Annotated in this window: 20 protein-coding genes and 1 riboswitch; of the genes, 9 read left to right on the top strand and 11 right to left on the bottom strand. The window is 72.4% G+C overall.

What is annotated here, in order from left to right; all coding sequences use genetic code 11:
• Positions 1 to 12: 12 nt before the first annotated feature.
• The 4 genes from AB0A90_RS09805 (at position 13) to AB0A90_RS09790 (ending at position 1,705) form a co-directional block, all read left to right on the top strand.
• The gene (locus AB0A90_RS09805) at positions 13 to 312 is read left to right on the top strand and encodes a metalloregulator ArsR/SmtB family transcription factor (protein WP_355030824.1); all 300 of its coding nucleotides are present in this window, start codon (positions 13 to 15) and stop codon (positions 310 to 312) included.
• Positions 309 to 707 (top strand): Fur family transcriptional regulator, encoded by a 399-nt coding sequence (locus AB0A90_RS09800; RefSeq protein ID WP_357244559.1) that lies wholly within the window; start codon positions 309 to 311, stop codon positions 705 to 707. Before AB0A90_RS09805 ends, AB0A90_RS09800 begins: the two co-directional genes overlap by 4 nt.
• A gap of 151 nt (positions 708 to 858) precedes the next feature.
• Positions 859 to 1,467 (top strand): hypothetical protein, encoded by a 609-nt coding sequence (locus AB0A90_RS09795; protein WP_357244556.1) that lies wholly within the window; start codon positions 859 to 861, stop codon positions 1,465 to 1,467.
• 70 nt (positions 1,468 to 1,537) lie between these two features.
• Positions 1,538 to 1,705: a hypothetical protein gene (locus AB0A90_RS09790; RefSeq protein ID WP_357244553.1), complete on the top strand. Its 168-nt coding sequence runs from the start codon at positions 1,538 to 1,540 to the stop codon at positions 1,703 to 1,705.
• Positions 1,706 to 1,753: 48 nt separating this feature from the next.
• On the opposite strand, the gene AB0A90_RS09785 is transcribed toward AB0A90_RS09790, so the two are convergent.
• The 5 genes from AB0A90_RS09785 to AB0A90_RS09765 all read right to left on the bottom strand — a co-directional run bounded on the left by AB0A90_RS09785 (position 1,754) and on the right by AB0A90_RS09765 (position 6,918).
• Complete coding sequence (locus tag AB0A90_RS09785) at positions 1,754 to 3,760, bottom strand: acyl-CoA dehydrogenase family protein (protein WP_357244549.1); 2,007 nt, start codon at positions 3,758 to 3,760, stop codon at positions 1,754 to 1,756.
• Between the two features lie 103 nt (positions 3,761 to 3,863).
• Positions 3,864 to 4,367 carry a DUF6328 family protein gene (locus tag AB0A90_RS09780; RefSeq protein ID WP_357244546.1) on the bottom strand — a complete coding sequence of 168 codons (504 nt, stop codon included), beginning with the start codon at positions 4,365 to 4,367 and terminating at the stop codon, positions 3,864 to 3,866.
• A 139-nt stretch (positions 4,368 to 4,506) separates the two neighbouring features.
• Positions 4,507 to 5,256 (bottom strand): SIS domain-containing protein, encoded by a 750-nt coding sequence (locus AB0A90_RS09775; protein WP_357244543.1) that lies wholly within the window; start codon positions 5,254 to 5,256, stop codon positions 4,507 to 4,509.
• On the bottom strand, positions 5,253 to 6,059 hold the full coding sequence (locus tag AB0A90_RS09770) for an AAC(3) family N-acetyltransferase (RefSeq protein WP_357244540.1): 807 nt from the start codon (positions 6,057 to 6,059) through the stop codon (positions 5,253 to 5,255). The genes AB0A90_RS09775 and AB0A90_RS09770 overlap by 4 nt, the downstream gene beginning before the upstream one ends.
• 28 nt (positions 6,060 to 6,087) lie before the next feature.
• Entirely contained in the window at positions 6,088 to 6,918 is an 831-nt protein-coding gene (locus AB0A90_RS09765; RefSeq protein WP_357244537.1) for an alpha/beta fold hydrolase, read from the bottom strand.
• A 106-nt stretch (positions 6,919 to 7,024) separates the two neighbouring features.
• Positions 7,025 to 7,129, top strand: a riboswitch (TPP riboswitch).
• Positions 7,130 to 7,206: 77 nt separating this feature from the next.
• On the opposite strand from AB0A90_RS09765, the gene AB0A90_RS09760 reads away from it, so the two are divergent.
• The 3 genes from AB0A90_RS09760 (at position 7,207) to AB0A90_RS09750 (ending at position 10,133) form a co-directional block, all read left to right on the top strand.
• The gene (locus AB0A90_RS09760) at positions 7,207 to 7,794 is read left to right on the top strand and encodes an ECF transporter S component (RefSeq protein WP_357244534.1); all 588 of its coding nucleotides are present in this window, start codon (positions 7,207 to 7,209) and stop codon (positions 7,792 to 7,794) included.
• Positions 7,795 to 7,905: 111 nt separating this feature from the next.
• On the top strand, positions 7,906 to 9,336 hold the full coding sequence (locus tag AB0A90_RS09755) for an ABC transporter ATP-binding protein (RefSeq protein WP_357244531.1): 1,431 nt from the start codon (positions 7,906 to 7,908) through the stop codon (positions 9,334 to 9,336).
• Positions 9,333 to 10,133, top strand: a complete 801-nt coding sequence (locus AB0A90_RS09750) for an energy-coupling factor transporter transmembrane component T (protein WP_357244528.1) — start codon at positions 9,333 to 9,335, stop codon at positions 10,131 to 10,133. Before AB0A90_RS09755 ends, AB0A90_RS09750 begins: the two co-directional genes overlap by 4 nt.
• 169 nt (positions 10,134 to 10,302) lie before the next feature.
• On the opposite strand, the gene AB0A90_RS09745 is transcribed toward AB0A90_RS09750, so the two are convergent.
• Positions 10,303 to 10,761 carry a hypothetical protein gene (locus tag AB0A90_RS09745; protein ID WP_357244525.1) on the bottom strand — a complete coding sequence of 153 codons (459 nt, stop codon included), beginning with the start codon at positions 10,759 to 10,761 and terminating at the stop codon, positions 10,303 to 10,305.
• 287 nt (positions 10,762 to 11,048) lie between these two features.
• Here AB0A90_RS09745 and AB0A90_RS09740 point away from each other — a divergent pair, with 287 nt between their 5' ends.
• Positions 11,049 to 11,348: an MTH1187 family thiamine-binding protein gene (locus AB0A90_RS09740; protein ID WP_357244522.1), complete on the top strand. Its 300-nt coding sequence runs from the start codon at positions 11,049 to 11,051 to the stop codon at positions 11,346 to 11,348.
• 104 nt (positions 11,349 to 11,452) lie between these two features.
• Entirely contained in the window at positions 11,453 to 12,895 is a 1,443-nt protein-coding gene (gene gndA, locus AB0A90_RS09735) for an NADP-dependent phosphogluconate dehydrogenase (RefSeq protein ID WP_357244519.1), read from the top strand.
• A 159-nt stretch (positions 12,896 to 13,054) separates the two neighbouring features.
• Here gndA and AB0A90_RS09730 read toward each other — a convergent pair whose 3' ends face one another.
• The 5 genes from AB0A90_RS09730 to recO form a co-directional block, all read right to left on the bottom strand.
• Complete coding sequence (locus tag AB0A90_RS09730) at positions 13,055 to 13,816, bottom strand: pirin family protein (RefSeq protein ID WP_357244516.1); 762 nt, start codon at positions 13,814 to 13,816, stop codon at positions 13,055 to 13,057.
• Positions 13,813 to 14,013 carry a thioredoxin reductase gene (locus AB0A90_RS09725; protein ID WP_357244514.1) on the bottom strand — a complete coding sequence of 67 codons (201 nt, stop codon included), beginning with the start codon at positions 14,011 to 14,013 and terminating at the stop codon, positions 13,813 to 13,815. The genes AB0A90_RS09730 and AB0A90_RS09725 overlap by 4 nt, the downstream gene beginning before the upstream one ends.
• A gap of 175 nt (positions 14,014 to 14,188) precedes the next feature.
• Entirely contained in the window at positions 14,189 to 14,374 is a 186-nt protein-coding gene (locus tag AB0A90_RS09720; protein WP_357244511.1) for a hypothetical protein, read from the bottom strand.
• 71 nt (positions 14,375 to 14,445) lie between these two features.
• Positions 14,446 to 15,258, bottom strand: a complete 813-nt coding sequence (locus AB0A90_RS09715; protein ID WP_357244508.1) for an isoprenyl transferase — start codon at positions 15,256 to 15,258, stop codon at positions 14,446 to 14,448.
• Between the two features lie 4 nt (positions 15,259 to 15,262).
• The gene (recO, locus tag AB0A90_RS09710) at positions 15,263 to 16,129 is read right to left on the bottom strand and encodes a DNA repair protein RecO (RefSeq protein ID WP_357244506.1); all 867 of its coding nucleotides are present in this window, start codon (positions 16,127 to 16,129) and stop codon (positions 15,263 to 15,265) included.
• Positions 16,130 to 16,216 lie beyond the last annotated feature (87 nt).

Here is a 16,216-nt window from a genome sequence, read left to right as displayed (position 1 = left end):
TACCGTTACGGAATGACCAGCGCGACAGGCTACGAGGGCTTCGACGGGGCCAGCGAGTTGCTCCGCGCCCTGTCGGCGCCGATCCGGTTGGCCATCGTCAGCGAGCTGGCCAGCGGTGAGCGGTGCGTGCACGAGCTGGTGGACAAACTCGGTGCCGCACAACCACTGGTCTCCCAGCATCTGCGGGTGCTCCGCGGCGCAGGGGTGGTGCGGGGTTCCCGCCGAGGTCGGGAGATCGCCTACAGCCTGGTCGACGAGCACGTCGCGCACATCGTGGCCGACGCGGTCAGCCACGCCGGGGAGGGATCATGAGCGAGCAGGGCGCCGCGGTGCGCAACACCCGGCAGCGTTCGGCGGTGAGCGCGCTGCTGGGCGAGATGGAGGGCTTCCACAGCGCCCAGGACCTGCACGCGATGCTGCGGCAGCGCGGCGAACGGGTCGGCCTGACCACCGTCTACCGCACCCTGCAGGGGCTGGCCGACGCCGGTGAGATCGACGTGATGCGGCCGCCGGGCGGCGAGCACCTCTACCGCCGGTGCAGCGAGGGACACCACCACCACCTGGTCTGCCGGGTCTGCGGCAACACGGTGGAGGTGGCCGGCCCAGCGGTGGAGAGCTGGGCCGACCGGGTCGCCGCGCAGCACGGTTACGCCGACGTCAGCCACACCCTGGAGATCTTCGGCACCTGCCCCACCTGCGTCCGCTGAACGGTCATTCATCATCGCCGGCAATGCAGCAAGACCTCGCTCGACATCTCGATCCGGGCGGCGCGAAGCTGGCCGGCCCGGGTCGAACCGCTCCCCCGCCGGCTGATCCGGCGGGTGCCGGTCCCGGCCCGTTCGTGTCACGCTGTCCGGCGTGAAGATCTATGCCGATCGGTTCCCGACCGCCGCCCGTCAGTTGCTCACCGACCTCCTCGTCGTCGCCTGGGTGTACGCGGCGGTCCGCGGCGCGCTGTGGCTGCACGACCTGGTGCAGAAGCTCGCCGTACCGGGACAGAAACTGGAGGGTGCCGGCGGTGGCCTCGCCGACAACCTCGCCGACGCCGGCGGCAAGGTTCGCCGGGTGCCGCTGGTCGGCGACGAGCTGACCGCGCCCTTCCAGCGGGCCGCCGACGCCGCCCGGGGGCTCGCCGACGCCGGCCGCGACCAGCAGCACCTGGTCGACCAGCTCGCCCTCGCCCTCACCATCGCGGTGCTGATCTTCCCGCTCGGCCTGGTGCTGTTCGGCTGGCTGCCGCTGCGGCTGCGCTGGATGCGTCGGGCCGGGTCGGCCGCGAAGCTGGCCGCCGGGCCGGCCGGCCGGGACCTGCTCGCCCTGCGTGCCTTGGCCACCCAGCCGCTGGGCCGGCTCACCCGGGTCGGCCCCGACGTGGCCGAGGCGTGGCGGCGCGGCGACGACGCGACGGTCGACGCGCTGGCCGCGCTGGAGCTGCGCCACCTCGGCCTGCGCGGCCGGAGCCGCTGACGTCGACCACGGGTGCCGGCGACCACCGCGCCGTCGCGGTTCGCGCGCCGGGGACCGTTAAGGTCTTCGGGTGTTCTACTTCCTGGTCGTCATCGCTGTCCTGCTGCTCGGCTACGCCGCCGTCCTGGTCTCCTTCGTCCGCCGGGGCAAGAAGATCCCGTCCGCGGCCTACCTGGGTCTGGCGGCGCTCAACGGACTGATCCTGGCGGCGGTGCTGGCCTGGGCGATCGCCAGCTGACCCGCACCGTCACCACCGCACCGCCCGGCAGGACGCCGGGCGGCGCGGTCACGGCCTCGGCGGGATGCGGCGGCGGACGTCCTCGGCGGTGGACGGGCCGGGCGACCAGCCGGCCACCCAGGGCAGTTCGTCGGACGGGGTGAGCACGCCCTCCTCCAGGCCCGCGTAGCGGCCGGCGAGGATCCGCTTCGCGGCGGCGGTGTCGACCGAGTCGGTGTTGTCCCAGAGAGCCGAGAACAGGGCGTCCACCCGCACCCGCGCCTGCCGGCAGAACAGGTCGGCCAACTCGATATTTTCCGGGCGGCTGGCCCGCTCGGACTGTGCCCGGACACAGACGGCGGACATCGCGAACAACTCGGCGCCGATGTCCACCACGCGGCCGAGGAACGCCTGCTTACGTTCCATTTTTCCCTGCCAGCGGGACATCGCGTAGAACGTCGAACGGGCCAGCTTGCGCGACGACCGCTCCACCTGCCGCAGGTGCGCGGCGAGCGGCCCGAACTCGGCGTACGCCGACGGGCTCTGCCCCCGGCCCACGGCGAGCGTGGGCAGCCACTTCGCGTAGAAGGCACCGGCTCGGGCGCCGGCGCGCGCCTTGCGGCCCAGGCCCGCGTCCGGGTCGATGATGTCGCCGGCCACCGACAGGTGGGCGTCGACCGCCTCCCGCGCGATCAGCAGGTGCATGATCTCCGTGGAGCCCTCGAAGATCCGGTTGATGCGCAGGTCGCGGAGCACCTGCTCGACGTTGGCCGGGCGTTCGCCGCGGGCGGCCAGCGAGTCGGCCGTCTCGTAGCCGCGCCCGCCCCGGATCTGGACCAGTTCGTCGGCGATCTTCCAGGCCATCTCGCTGGCGTACAGCTTGACCAGCGCGGCCTCGATTCGGATGTCGTTGCGGTCGTCGTCGGCGAGCAGACAGCACAGGTCGAGCATGGTCTCCATGCCGTAGGTGGTGGCGGCGATGAAGGAGAGCTTCTGCGCGACCGCCTCGTGCTCGCCCACCGGACGGCCCCACTGGACCCGGTCGGCGGCCCAGCCCCGGGCCACGTTCAGCGCCCACTTGCCGGCGCCCACACACATCGCCGGGAGCGACAGGCGGCCGGTGTTCAGCGTGGTCAGGGCGATCTTCAGCCCCTTGCCCTCGCCGCCGATCACGTTCTCGGCGGGCACGAACACGTCGTGGAACCGGGTGAGGCTGTTTTCCAGGCCGCGCAGACCGATGAACTCGTTGCGCCGCTCGACGGTGATGCCGGCGCTGTCCCCGTCCACCACGAACGCGGTGATCCCACCCCGCCGCCCCTCGGTGGCCGGCACCCGGGCCATCACCACCAGCAGCGTGGCCACGATGCCGTTGGTGGCCCAGAGCTTCACCCCGTTGAGCCGGTAGCCGGTGCCGTCCTCGGTCGGCTCGGCGACGGTGGCCAGCCGGGCCGGGTCGGAGCCGACGTCCGGTTCGGTGAGCAGGAACGCGGACACCTCGCCGGCGGCGAGCCGGGGCAGGAAGCGCTGCTTCTGCTCGGCGGTGCCGAACATCTTCAGCGGCTGCGGCACCCCGATCGACTGGTGCGCGGAGAGCAGCGCGCCGATGGCCGGGCTGACCGAGCCGGCCAGCATCAGCGCCCGGCAGTAGTGCAGGTTGCTCAGCCCGAGCCCGCCGTACGTCCGGTCGATCTTCATGCCGAACGCGCCGAGGTCGGCCAGGCCGTGGAAGACCGAGTCCGGAATGGACGCGTCGCGTTCGATGGCCGCCCCGTCCACCTCGGTGGTCAGGAAGGCGCGGAACCGTCCGAGGAACTCCTCGGCACGGGCCACGTCGTCCGGGTCGGACCGGGGCCATGGGTCGATCAGGTCGAGCCGGAAGCGGCCGAGGAACAACTCCTTGCCGAAGCTGGGCCGGTCCCAGGAGGACTCGCGAGCGGCCTCGGCGACCCGCCGGGCCTCCTTCTCCGAGACCTGCCCGGCCTCCGCGGGCAGCGGTGCGGCGGCTCCGGCGGTCTGCGGGGTGGTGTCGGAATCCGGGCCGTCCGGTGCTGGTCGGCCGTCCTGTGTCGTGGTCACGGCTGCCCCCTCGAACCTCGGTGCGGCTGCTCGACGTGTGCGACTACCGTCACGTTACCCCCGGGTGTTACCCAGGGGTAGCGCTCGGTGGAGAACTGCTCGATCAGCGGCCGGCGACCTCGTCCGGGTCGTCGTCGTCGTCGTCGATGTCGTCCTCACCCCAGCTGCGGCGGGCGAACGGCAGGGCGGCCCAGAACGTCAGGAACCAGAGCCCGGTCAGCGCGCTGAGCACGAAGGCGATCGGCCGGTCCAGCACGAAGTCGGTGATCAGTAGCACCGCGCTGACCATCGCGATCAGCATGAAGGCGAGACCGCCGGTGGCCATCCGGTGCGCGAAGCGCACCAACTCCGGCTTGCGCCCCTGCCGGAACAGGGCCCGGTGGAACGCCACCGGCGAGATGATCATCGCGGTCGCGGCGGCCGCGGCGAGCAGCGCGACGATGTAGACGTCCCGCTGGAACTCCGTGGTCTCGGTGAACCCGTTGCTGAACGGCAGGGTGAGCAGGAAGGCGAAGAGGATCTGCACGCCCGTCTGTGCGACCCGCAACTCCTGCAACAGGTCGGCGAAATTCCGCTGCCAACGCTGCTTCTCGGTCTCCTTGGACACGCGCTACCTCCGCTGCGACGCTACTGCCGGCGGTCCCGGCCGCCGGCAGCAACGCCAATGCCCCACCCGGGTGAGCGCGAAACAGGTTCACGACATTCGCTGTTCACCTTCTGGACGCACGTCGGTTATCAGTACGGCCTCAGGACCCGCGTCGGATCCGACCGGCGTACCGGGCCTCCAGCTCGGTGTTGTGCGCGTCGCCGTCCGGGATGTTCGCCGACAGGTAGACCGGCGGCCGCTCCCCCGCCGCCAGCAGCCGGGCCACCACCTCCACGGTCACCTGCTGGGCGAGCAGCGCCGCGGTGATCGAGGAGACCGCGCCGACCGCCCCGCCGCCGGGCAGCGGCAGCGTCGCGTCACCGTACGGAGCGCCGTTGTCGAGCACGACGTCGGCGAGGTCGGCCAGCTTGCGCCCGGACGGGTGGCGGGAGGTCATCCGGCCCGAGTGCTGCGCGGAGGTGATCGCCACCAGGCCGTGACCGCGTTCCTTGACGAGCGTGGCGAACTCCACCATCGCGCCGTTGACCCCGGAGTTCGAGGCGAGCACGAAGACGTCGGTGGGCCGGACCGGCGCCAACTCGTAGAGCCGGTGCGCGACCGCCGGGTCCCGTTCCAGCAGCGGGCCGAGCCGCTCCGCCGGTTCGCCGCCGAGCAGCACCAGGTCGCGCAGCGCGATCCGGTTGGTCGGCACCAGACCGCCCGCCCGGCCGGCGATCTCCATGGCGAGAGCCTCGGAGTGCCCGGTGCCGAACGCGTGCACCACCCCGTCGGCGCGGACGGCGTCGGCGATCAGGTCGGCGGCCCGCCCCACCGCCAGCCGCTGGCTGGCGGCCACCCGGCCGATCGTCTCGGTCACCACGGCCAGGTAGGCCTCGGCACTCACCGTCATGCGTCCTCCGTCGTCCGGTGTCGGTCCAGCCAGCGCACCGCGAAGTCGACAGCCGCCCGCTGACTCATCAGCCTGCCGGTCCCGGTGCCGACCGGTCCGGTGCGAACCGCCCCGGTGGCCTCCAGGTCCGTGCCCAGCGCGTCGAAGTCGTCCGCGTCGAGCCGTACGTCCTGCCACCACATCCACTCCCGACCACCGTCGCCGGTCCGCACCGCGGCGCCGACCCGCTCGCGCGGCGAACCGGGGCAGCGGTACTCGGCCAGATGCAGCGAGGTGCTCACGGAGTGGTCCACGCCGAGCAGCAGGACGTCGGCGTCCAGGTCATAGAGCCGGGCGAGGGGAGAACCCTCGCCGAGCATGTCGGCCAGGCCGTGCCCGGCCACCACCTGCTCGGCGGCCGGCCCGAGCGCGGCGAACGACACGTGCGGATGCGAGCTGCGCAGGGCGCCGGGCCAGCCGCGAACCGTCTCTGCGAGCACGCCCATGAACCGGCTCGGCGTGACCGCCGGGTCGAAGCCCGGCATCTCGGCGCGGATCAGCGGCCACCAGTCCGCCGGCACCGGTGGATTGCGCCACCCCGCGGGGTCACTGTTGTCCGGCGTGTGGGTGGGCACCACGATCGTGCCGTCCGGGCCGAGCGCGTCGCGCAGGGCGAGCACCACCGCGTGCGGGCCGCCGCTGACGAACCCCAGCGGACGTAGCGCGGCGTGCACCAGCAGCGTCGCCCCGGGGCGTACGCCCAGCAGGCGCAGTTGCGCGGCGATCGAGCGTCGGGTGCCCGGCCCGCTGGCGTTCGTGGTCACGGCGCCCCTCCCTGGCTGGCCCACAGGCTCAGGCCGTTCCGCCGGCCCGAGCCAGGATCGCCTCGGCGAGCGGACCCGGCGCGGTGTCCGGAATCCAGTGACTCACACCTGGCAACCGCACGAAGCGGTACGTTCCGGTGACGTTCGCGGCGCACGCCTCGGCGGCGGTCTGGCCAATGGCGACGTCCCGGTCACTCCAGACGTAGGTGGTGGGTACCGCGACCGGGCCGACACCGGCCAGGTCGGCGCGGGACATCGCCCGGTACCAGTTCAGCGCGGCGGTCAGCGCCCCCGGCTCGCGCATCGGGGCAACGTAGCGGTCCACCCGGGGCGCGTCACCCACCCCGCCGAGCATCTTGCGCAGCGCGGTCGCGTGCCACGCCAGCAGCACCTTCTCCGCCGTGCCCGGCTTACGGAACAACGTGATGTACGACGAGCGGGCCTTCTGCTGGCCGTCGTTGCTCAGGGCGTACGCCATGGCGGCCGGATGCGGCACGGACACCGCGGTCAGGGTGCGGACCCGGTCGGGGTGCCCGGCGGCGACCGCCCAGGCCACGATCGCGCCCCAGTCGTGGCCGACCAGGTGCACGGCGTCCAGCCCCAGGGCGTCGAGCACCGCCACCACGTCGGCGACGAGTTCGGGGATCCGGTAGTCGGCCACCGCCGTCGGCCGCGCACCGGGCGAGTAACCGCGCTGGTCCAGCGCGTACGTGCGCAGCCCGGCCGCGTGCAGCGCGGGCACCACGTCGTCCCATTCACCGCTGTGCTGGGGGAAGCCGTGCAGCAGCAGGACGGGTACGCCGTCCGACGGACCGCCGGCGGTTACCTCGAACGTGAGACCTCGCGCGTCAACCCGCATGATCGTCAGCCTACCCAGCCGCGGTACGGCCGGCTGAACGCCGAGATGGGCGGATGCCCTGCTGGGCCGGCCCCCCTGGTCAGTGTTAGCGTCGACGAGACAACTTCACATCCGACAGGGGAGCGCACAGCGCTGAGAGTGCGGGCATGCCCGCAGACCCTCGAACCTGATCTGGGTAATGCCAGCGCAGGGAGTTCGGTCGACCTCCAGCCGCGCCGCCGTCCGGTGCCACCGGACGCGCGGCGTGCGTCTTCTCCTGGTTCGATTTACTGAACTGGGAGCACCAGCATGGACAACACCACCAACCGTTGGCGGACCATCGACATCGTGGTCGCCTCGGTGATCGCGGTCGCCTTCGGCGTCATCTTCTGGGCCTGGGGCCTGGTCTGGAGCGCCACCGAGGGTGCGTTCGCGTTCTTCCCGCCGGCGCAGACGCTGCTCTACGGCGTGTGGCTGATGCCGGCCGTGATCGGCGGCCTGGTCATCCGCAAGCCCGGTGCCGCGCTCTACTGCGAGACGGTGGCCGCGGTCCTGTCCGCGCTGCTGGGCAGCCAGTGGGCCGGCACGGTGATCCCGCAGGGCATCGTGCAGGGCATCGGCGCCGAGTTGGCGTTCGCCGCCTTCCGGTACCGGTCGTTCCGGCTGCCGACCGCGATGCTGGCCGGCGCGCTGACCGGCCTCAGCGCCGCGCTGTTCGACTTCTTCGTCTGGAACGACGCCTACGCGCTTGCCGACTACCGAATCCCGTACGCGCTGCTCACCATCGTCAGCGCCACCGTGATCGCTGGTGCTGGCGGCTGGCTGCTGACGAAGGCCCTGGCCAACACCGGCGTCCTGGACCGCTTCCCGGCGGGCCGAGACCGAGCCCTGATCTGACCCCGCCCCGTTGATCAAGAGGTTTGCGTCAGCGGAAGGCGATTTCCTGACGCAAACCTCTTGATCAACGGCGGATGGGCGGGGGACGCGCGGCCCGGAGGGGGTGGATTGGTGGGCGGGGTACTGCTGCGGGGGTTCGGGTGGCGGCACGCTGGGCGGCGCGCCTGGGCGGTGCGCGGGGTCGACCTGCGAATTGAGGCCGGGGAGCGGGTTCTGCTGCTCGGGCCCTCCGGGGCCGGTAAGAGCACCCTGCTCAGCGCGTTGGCAGGGCTGCTGCCCGAGGACTCCGGCGAGCAGGAGGGCACCGTCGAGATCGACGGGCTCGACCCGCGCAAGGGGCGGGAACGCGTCGGCATCGTCTTCCAGGACCCGGAAACCCAACTGGTGATGGCGCGCTGCGGCGACGACGTCGCGTTCGGTCTGGAGAACCGCGGGGTACCGACCGACGAGATCTGGCCCCGGGTGGACGAGGCGCTACACCGCGTCGGCTTCCCGTACCCCCGGGACCGCCCCACCGCCGCGCTCTCCGGCGGCGAGCAGCAACGCCTCGCCCTGGCCGGCGCGCTGGCGCTGCGTCCCGAGCTGCTGCTGCTCGACGAGCCGACCGCCAACCTCGATCCGGCCGGGGCCGACCTGGTCCGCCAGGCGGTGGCCGGCGCGCTGCACGCCGACACCACGCTGATCCTGGTCGAGCACCGGGTCGCCGAGGCGCTGCCGCTCGTCGACCGGGTGGTCGTCCTGGAGCCAGGCGGCGGGGTCCGCGCGGACGGCACCCCCGAGGCCGTCTTCGCCGCCCACGGCGCCGCCCTGGCCGCCGAGGGGGTCTGGGTGCCCGGTCACCCCATCGCGCCCCGGCCGGCCACCGCCGCGCCGGGGGACCTGTTGCTCACCGCCGACCGGCTCGGCCTGCCGCCCCGGCTGGGCTCCACCGACCTGGGGGTACGCGCCGGCGAGGCACTCGCCGTACGCGGACCCAACGGCGCCGGTAAGTCCACCCTGGCACTGCTGCTCGGCGGGTTGCTCCGGCCGGGCGCCGGACGGGTCACCGCATCCGTCGAGCTGGCCGGCGCGGACCACCGCACTCCCCCACACCGCTGGCGGGCCCCCGCACTGGTCCGCCGGATCGGGTCGGTCTTCCAGGACCCGGAGCACCAGTTCGTCACCAGCACCGTCTTCGACGAGCTGGCGCTCGGCCCACGCCGGACCGGTCAGCCCGAGGCGGCCGTCAACGAGACCGTCAGCGGGCTGCTGGAACGGCTGCGACTGGTCCGGCTCGCCGCCGCCAACCCGTACACCCTCTCCGGTGGTGAGGCGCGGCGGCTGAGTGTGGCGACCGCCCTGGCCACCGCGCCCCGCCTGCTGATCTGCGACGAACCCACCTTCGGTCAGGACCGGCGGACCTGGCGGGAACTGGTCGACCTCTTCGCCGACCTGCGCGACGCCGGGCACGGCCTGGTCGCGGTCACCCACGACGCGGACTTCGTGGCCGCGCTCGCCGACCGAACCATCACCCTGCGACGCTCCTCGGACGACGACCGATGATCAGCATCGAGTCGGTCGCCACACCCGGTGCGCCGTTGGCCCGCCGCAACCCGGTGGCGAAGGTCGCCGCCGCGCTGGTCTTCTCGTTCACCCTGCTCGCCACCCTGGACCCACTGGCCCCGGCGATCGCCATCGCGCTCGAACTCGCCGTGCTGCCGCTGTTCGGCATCGGCTACCGGGTGCTGGCCCGGCGGGCCTGGCCGCTGCTCCTCAGCGCCGCCGGCATCCTGGTCACCCTTGTGCTCTTCGCCGCCGACCGGTCCGGTCGGGTCCTGCTGGACGCCGGACCGGTGCTGGTGAGCACCGGCGTGCTGCTCACGGCGCTCGGGCTGGTGCTGCGCATCTTCGCGGTGGCCCTGCCCGGTGTGATCGTCTTCGCGACCACCGACCCCACCGACCTGGCCGACGCGTTGGTCCAGAACGCGAAGGCGCCGGCCCGGTTCGCCATCGGGGCACTGGCCGCGTTTCGCCTGGTCCCGCTGCTCGGTCAGGAGTGGCAGATGATCAGCATGGCCCGACGCGCGCGCGGGGTCGACGCGGGACGCAACCCGCTCGCGAAGCTACGACTGTTCGCCTCCACCGCGTTCGCGCTGCTGGTCGGGGCGATCCGCCGGGGCACCCGCCTCGCCGTCGCGATGGACGCCCGGGGCTTCGACGCCGGCACTCCCCGGACCGCGGCCCGCCGCCAACGCTTCACCCGCGCCGACGCGCTCCTCATCGTCGGGGCCGCCGTGCTGGCCGGTGCCGCCCTCACGACAAGCGTCCTGGTCGGCACCTTCCGTCCCCTGATCAGCTGAGCCCGTCCCGGGTCACCCGCACGCCCGCCGCCCGCGCGGGCCCGCCGTGCGCGGGCAAGATCTGCACAACATCAGGGATGTAGTGGCCTCGTTGGCGCAGGAGGCCACTACATCCCTGATGTTGCTGTCAGCACCCGGCGCCCCGCCCGACGGGGCGGGGGCGGATCGGTCAGCTGCGGCGGAAGGCGTAGCGGCGGGTCTGGCCGGCCTGTTGGCTGCGTCCGCCGCCCGAGCGGTTGCCGCCGCCCTGCGGCGGACCGGCCGTCGGTGCCGCCGGTCGCCCGGCCGCCGGTGGCAGATCGTCCACCGCCGGAGCGTCGACCGCCGCCGGCACGTCGAACGCTGCCGGCACGTCGACCGGCGCCGGCACGTGGACCGGCAGCGTCAACGCGTCCGAGACGGCCGCCGCCGGCAGCGCCGGCCCGACCAGCACCGCCGGCCCGACCAGTGCCGCCGGTAGCGCCGGCTCGACCAGTGCTGCCGGCTCGACCGGCAGTGCCGGCTCGGTCGGTTCGACGGCGAGGTCGAGGCGGGTGGGTGGGAGCGGGCCGTGCTCGGCCGCCGGGTCGATGCCGAGCGGCGTCGCGCCGGGGGTACGGGACTTCTTCGGATTGCGCCTGGCAGGCATCCGGGCCTCCTTCGGTGCCGACCGGCTCGGCCGGTCCCGCGTTCCGGCGGTCGGTCGGATCGGCTGGTGACCGCCGCGGCGCGACGGTCGAACGGGAGAGACTGCTCACCGGGGTCGGGCAGGGCCAGCGCCGCCGAAGTGCGGGTGGGATGCGGGACGCCCGGGAGCGCACGGACCGCGACGCGGGGCGGCGGGCCGGCTCGGAGAAGGGGCGTCAGTAGCGCATGCCCGCACACTATCGCCGGTCGTCCGTCGGCGCAGCCGATTTTCCTGGCACCATCGGCGGCATGCTTATCGCGTTCTCGGTAACCCCGCTCGGAGTCGGTGAGTCTGTCGGTGACCTGGTCGCCGAGGCGGTACGGGTGGTCCGCGACTCGGGTCTGCCCAATCGCACCGACGCCATGTTCACCACGATCGAGGGTGAGTGGGACGAGGTGATGGCGGTCGTCAAGCGGGCGGTCGACGTGGTGGCCGCACAGGCGCCTCGGGTGAGCGTGGTGCTCAAGGCCGACATCCGCCCGGGGGTGACGGACGCGCTCACCGCGAAGGTCGCGCATGTGGAGGATCGCCTGGCCCGGGAAAGCTGAGCATCATTTGCCGATAACCGGCTGTCGAGACGACTCACCCACGTTTTGCCGCACCGCGATACCGTCCTAGCACGTAAGTCCGACGGCGAGAGGTGGCGGCACGAATGGCTGAGCAGGCGACGGCGCAGATCGGTGTGACCGGGTTGGCGGTGATGGGCCGTAACCTGGCCCGCAACCTGGCCCGCAACGGCTTCACGGTGGCGGTGCACAACCGGTCGCCGGAACGCACCCGCAGCCTGGTTGCCGAGCACGGTGACGAGGGCACGTTCGTGCCCGGCGAGACGATGGCCGATTTCGTGGCGTCGCTGGAGCGGCCCCGCGCGGTGATCGTGATGGTCAAGGCGGGTGCGCCCACCGACGCGGTGATCGACGAGTTGGTGCCGCTGCTGGAGGAGGGCGACATCATCGTCGACTGCGGCAACGCCCACTTCGCCGACACCCGCCGCCGGGAGGAGGCGCTGCGCGCACAGGGGCTGCACTTCAGTGGCACCGGCGTCTCCGGTGGCGAGGAGGGCGCGCTGCTCGGGCCGAGCATCATGCCCGGCGGCTCCACGGAGTCGTACGCCAAGCTCGGGCCGATGTTCGAGAAGATCGCTGCCCAGGTGGACGGCGTGTCGTGCTGCACCCATGTCGGGCCGGACGGTGCCGGGCACTTCGTCAAGATGGTGCACAACGGCATCGAGTACGCCGACATGCAGCTCATCGCCGAGGCGTACGACCTGCTTCGGGCCGGTCTGGGCGCGAAGCCGGCGGAGATCGCGGAGATCTTCCGCGACTGGAACGGCGGCGAGTTGGAGTCGTTCCTCATCGAGATCACCGCCGATGTGCTCGCGCACACCGACGCGGCGACGGGCCGCCCGTTCGTCGACATCGTGCAGGACCGGGCCGAGCAGAAGGGCACCGGCCGGTGGACCGTGCAGAGCGCCCTGGACCTGGGCATTCCGATCACCGGGATCGCCGAGGCGACCTTCGCCCGTTCGCTCTCCGGGCACGTCGACCAGCGGGAGGCGGCGCGGCGGGCGTTCCCGGACGCGGGTGAGCAGTGGCAGGTCACCGACCGGGACGCGTTCGTCGAGGATGTCCGCCGGGCGTTGCTCGCTTCCAAGATCGTCGCGTACGCGCAGGGCTTCGACCACATCCGCGCCGGCAGCCAGGAGTTCAACTGGGATATCGACCTGGGCGGCACGGCCACGATCTGGCGGGGCGGCTGCATCATCCGGGCCCGCTTCCTGAACCGGATCCGCGAGGCGTACGACGAGAAGCCGGAGCTGCCGACGCTGCTGGTCGCGCCGTACTTCGCCGAGGCTGTCGCCGCTGGCGTGCCGAGTTGGCGGCGGGTCGTGGCCGACGCGACCCGGGCCGGTGTGCCGACGCCGGCGTTCTCCTCGTCGTTGGCGTATTTCGACGCGCTGCGCGCCGAGCGCCTGCCGGCCGCGTTGATCCAGGGTCTGCGGGACAATTTCGGCGCGCACACCTACCAGCGGGTGGACCGCGAGGGCTCGTTCCACACCACGTGGGCGGGCGACCGCGCCGAGTCCCCGGCGTAGTCGGCGCGGCGCCCCGCGGCGCCGTGATCGCACCAAATCCATGATGTAGTGGCCTTCCGACGTCGGGAGGCCACTACATCCGTGTTCGGGCGAGATCATGGGGCAGGGCGGTGCGCGATCACGGGGGCGCGGCGGAGCACGCCTCCCGCCCGGCGACGGTCAGCTGATGGTGGCGTGCATCTCCCAGACGAGGATCTCGGCCGGTTCGTCGGCGGTGACCCGCCGGCCGCCGGTCCTGGTGAGCCGGGCCGCGTCGCCGGAGCCGAGCGGGCCGCTGCCCTCCAGCGTCACCGTGCCGTCGGGCACGTACAGGTGCACGTAGGGCGCGTCCGGGATGGTGACCTCGTCGCCGGGAGTGAGACGGGCCGCGTGCAGGGTCGCGTACCGGTTACGGATCCGGATCGCGGACGCACCGTCGTAGCGGTCCATTCCGGAGGCGATCGGCACCAGGCCACCGCGCAGGAGTTCGTCCTCGATCTCCAGTTGCTCGTAGCCGGGGTCGACGCCCGCTTCGTCGGGGAGCACCCACATCTGCACGAAGTGGACCGGGTCGGTGTGCGGTGTCTGGTTGTCGAGTCGCCAGGCGTCGTTCTTCTCCGAGTGCAGGATGCCGGTGCCGGCGCTCATCCGCTGGGCCAGGCCCGGGTAGATCACCCCGGAGTGACCGGTGGAGTCCTGGTGCACCAGGGAGCCACGCAACACCCAGGTAATGATCTCCATGTCCTGGTGCGGGTGGGTCTCGAAGCCGGCCCCTGGGCGCACCACGTCGTCGTTGTTGACGAGCAGCAGACCGTGGTGTGTGTTGGCCGGGTCGTAGTGCCGGGAGAACGAGAACGAGTGCTTGGAGTCCAGCCAGGAGATCCGGGTGGCGAAGCGGTCGTCGGCGCGACGCACCTCGACCGACGGCGCGGGAGCGGTCACCAGGCACGCCGCGCGGTGTCGGGGGCCGTGGGCGCCCAGGTCAGGGCCGGCTCGCCGGTGGCCAGTTCGGCGATCTCACCGGTTAACAGTTGCGGTGCGTGACCGAACTCGGCGCAGTGCTGCTCGGCGATCTCGGCACAGATGTCGGCCACCTGCGCACACATCGGCTCACCCAGATCCGCGGCGTTCAACGCCATGATCATCTTGTATCGGAGATCCCGCACAGCCACCCCCACCGCCGTCGACCCGCCACCTTCGGACCCTACCCGGGCCCCATTCCGCGGCACCCCGAAACGACCGACCCGAGGGGGTGGGACGAGACGGCGCCGCCCGCACCGGAGTGCGGGCGGCGCCGGGGACGGGCGGGGTTGGTCAGAAGAAGCGACGCCGCTTGGCCTTCTGGGGACGCATGAGGTCCGCGCCCTTGGTGAGCAACCGGGTCATCCCGGAGGGACCACGCCGGGCCTCCAGGGTGTGGCTGAGCCGGCGGGCACCGGCAGCCGCGAGGGGCACCGCTACCGCCATCACCGCCCACTGGGCAATGCGCTTCTGGATCATGTGGGTTCACCTCCGTCAGTGGCTTCTGACGACTGTGATACCCAGAGTGACGGGAGAGTAAGCGCGTCGGCTCAGATCACCGGGGCGACCGGGTTGGGCAGCGCCCCGCCGAAGCGGCGGTCCCGCTGCGCGTACAACTCGCACGCGTACCAGAGGTGGCGGCGGTCGAAGTCGGGCCAGAGCGTGTCCAGGAAGACCAACTCCGCGTACGCGGACTGCCAGAGCATGAAGTTGGAGATCCGCTCCTCCCCCGAGGGGCGCAGGAACAGGTCCACCTCCGGGATCTCCGGGTGGTAGAGGTACTTCGCCACGGTCTTCTCGTTGACCTTGGCCGGATCCAGTCGCCCGGCCGCCACGTCGCGGGCGATCGCGGCAGCGGCGTCGCCGATCTCGGCCTGCCCGCCGTAGTTGACGCAGAACTGCAGGGTCAACGTCGCGTTGTCCCGGGACATCTCCTCGGCCGTCTGCAACTCGGAGATGACGCTCTTCCACAACCGGCCGGCCCGGCCCGACCAAACCACCCGGACGCCGAGGTCGACCAACTGGTCACGGCGACGACGGATCACGTCCCGGTTGAACCCCATCAGGAACCGGACCTCGTCGGGCGAGCGCCGCCAGTTCTCGGTGGAGAAGGCGTACGCCGACAGGTACGGGATGCCCATCTCGATCGCGCCCTCGATGGTGTCGAAGAGGCTGTGCTCCCCGGCCTCGTGGCCCTTGGTGCGGGCCAGCCCCCGATCCTTGGCCCAGCGACCGTTGCCGTCCATCACCACCGCCACGTGCTTCGGCACCGCCTCGGTCGGCAGCGCCGGCGGTCGGGCGCCGGATGGGTGCGGTGTCGGCGGCGTCGGCTCGCGCCGGCCGGCCTTCTTCGATCGGATCACTCGGTCACTCCCTGCTCGTGCCGTCCGCCCCGGCCTCGACGTCGCCACGTGGCCGGAGCACCACGACCCCGGCGCCGTCCGGCGGCGAGGACGTGCCGGTCGCCGAGGGACCCCGGTCGACCAGCGGCAGCGAGCGTAGCGCGCGCTCCAGGTGCCATTGCAGGTGAGCCGCGACCAGCCCACTGCACTCCCGGCGTACGCCGGAGTCGGTGGCGTCGGCGAGCACCCAGTCACCGGTGGTCAGCGCGGACATCAGATCGATGGTGGCCGGCGCGGGGTGGGCCGCGCCGGGTGGCCGACAATCCGGGCAGACCGCACCCCCGGCCGGCACGGAGAAGGCCCGGTGCCGCCCTGGGGTGCCGCAGACCGCGCAGGCGATCAGCGCCGGTGCCCAGCCGGCGAGGGCCATCCCCCGCAGCAGGTACGCGTCGAGCACCAGGGTGGTGGCGTGCTCGCCCCGGGACAGCGCCTTCAGCGCGCCCACGGTGAGCTGGAAGAGCCGCAGCGACGGCTCCCGCTCGACCGGGGTCAGCCGCTCGGCGGTCTCGGCGATCGCGCTGGCCGCCGTGTAACGGGGATAGTCCCCGAGGAACCGCTTGCCGTACAGGTCGATGCCCTCGACCTGGCTGACGGTGTGCAGCGAGCTGCCGAGGTTGCCCTTCGGGTCACCGGCGAGCTGGAGGTCGACGTGGCCGAACGGCTCCAGCCGGGCACCGAACTTGCTGGTGGTGCGGCGGATCCCCCGGGCCACCGCGCGCAGCCGGCCGTGCCGACGGGTGAGCAGGGTGATGATCCGATCGGACTCGCCGAGCTTCTGCACACGCAGCACCACCGCGTCGTCGCGGTAGAGCTGTCGGCGATACCCGGCCATCGGGCCATTCTCCCTCGGGGTGCGAAATCAGGGTTGGTTCGGGGTGGATGCGCGGACGAACCCCGATGCGCCAGGCTCGTCGCCGCC

Origin of the sequence: Micromonospora sp. NPDC049204 (assembly GCF_040647935.1) — a bacterium.
Taxonomy (GTDB): domain Bacteria; phylum Actinomycetota; class Actinomycetes; order Mycobacteriales; family Micromonosporaceae; genus Micromonospora.
The sequence above is the reverse complement of the archived record's forward strand: the minus strand, read 5'-3'. Positions and strand labels throughout refer to the sequence as shown.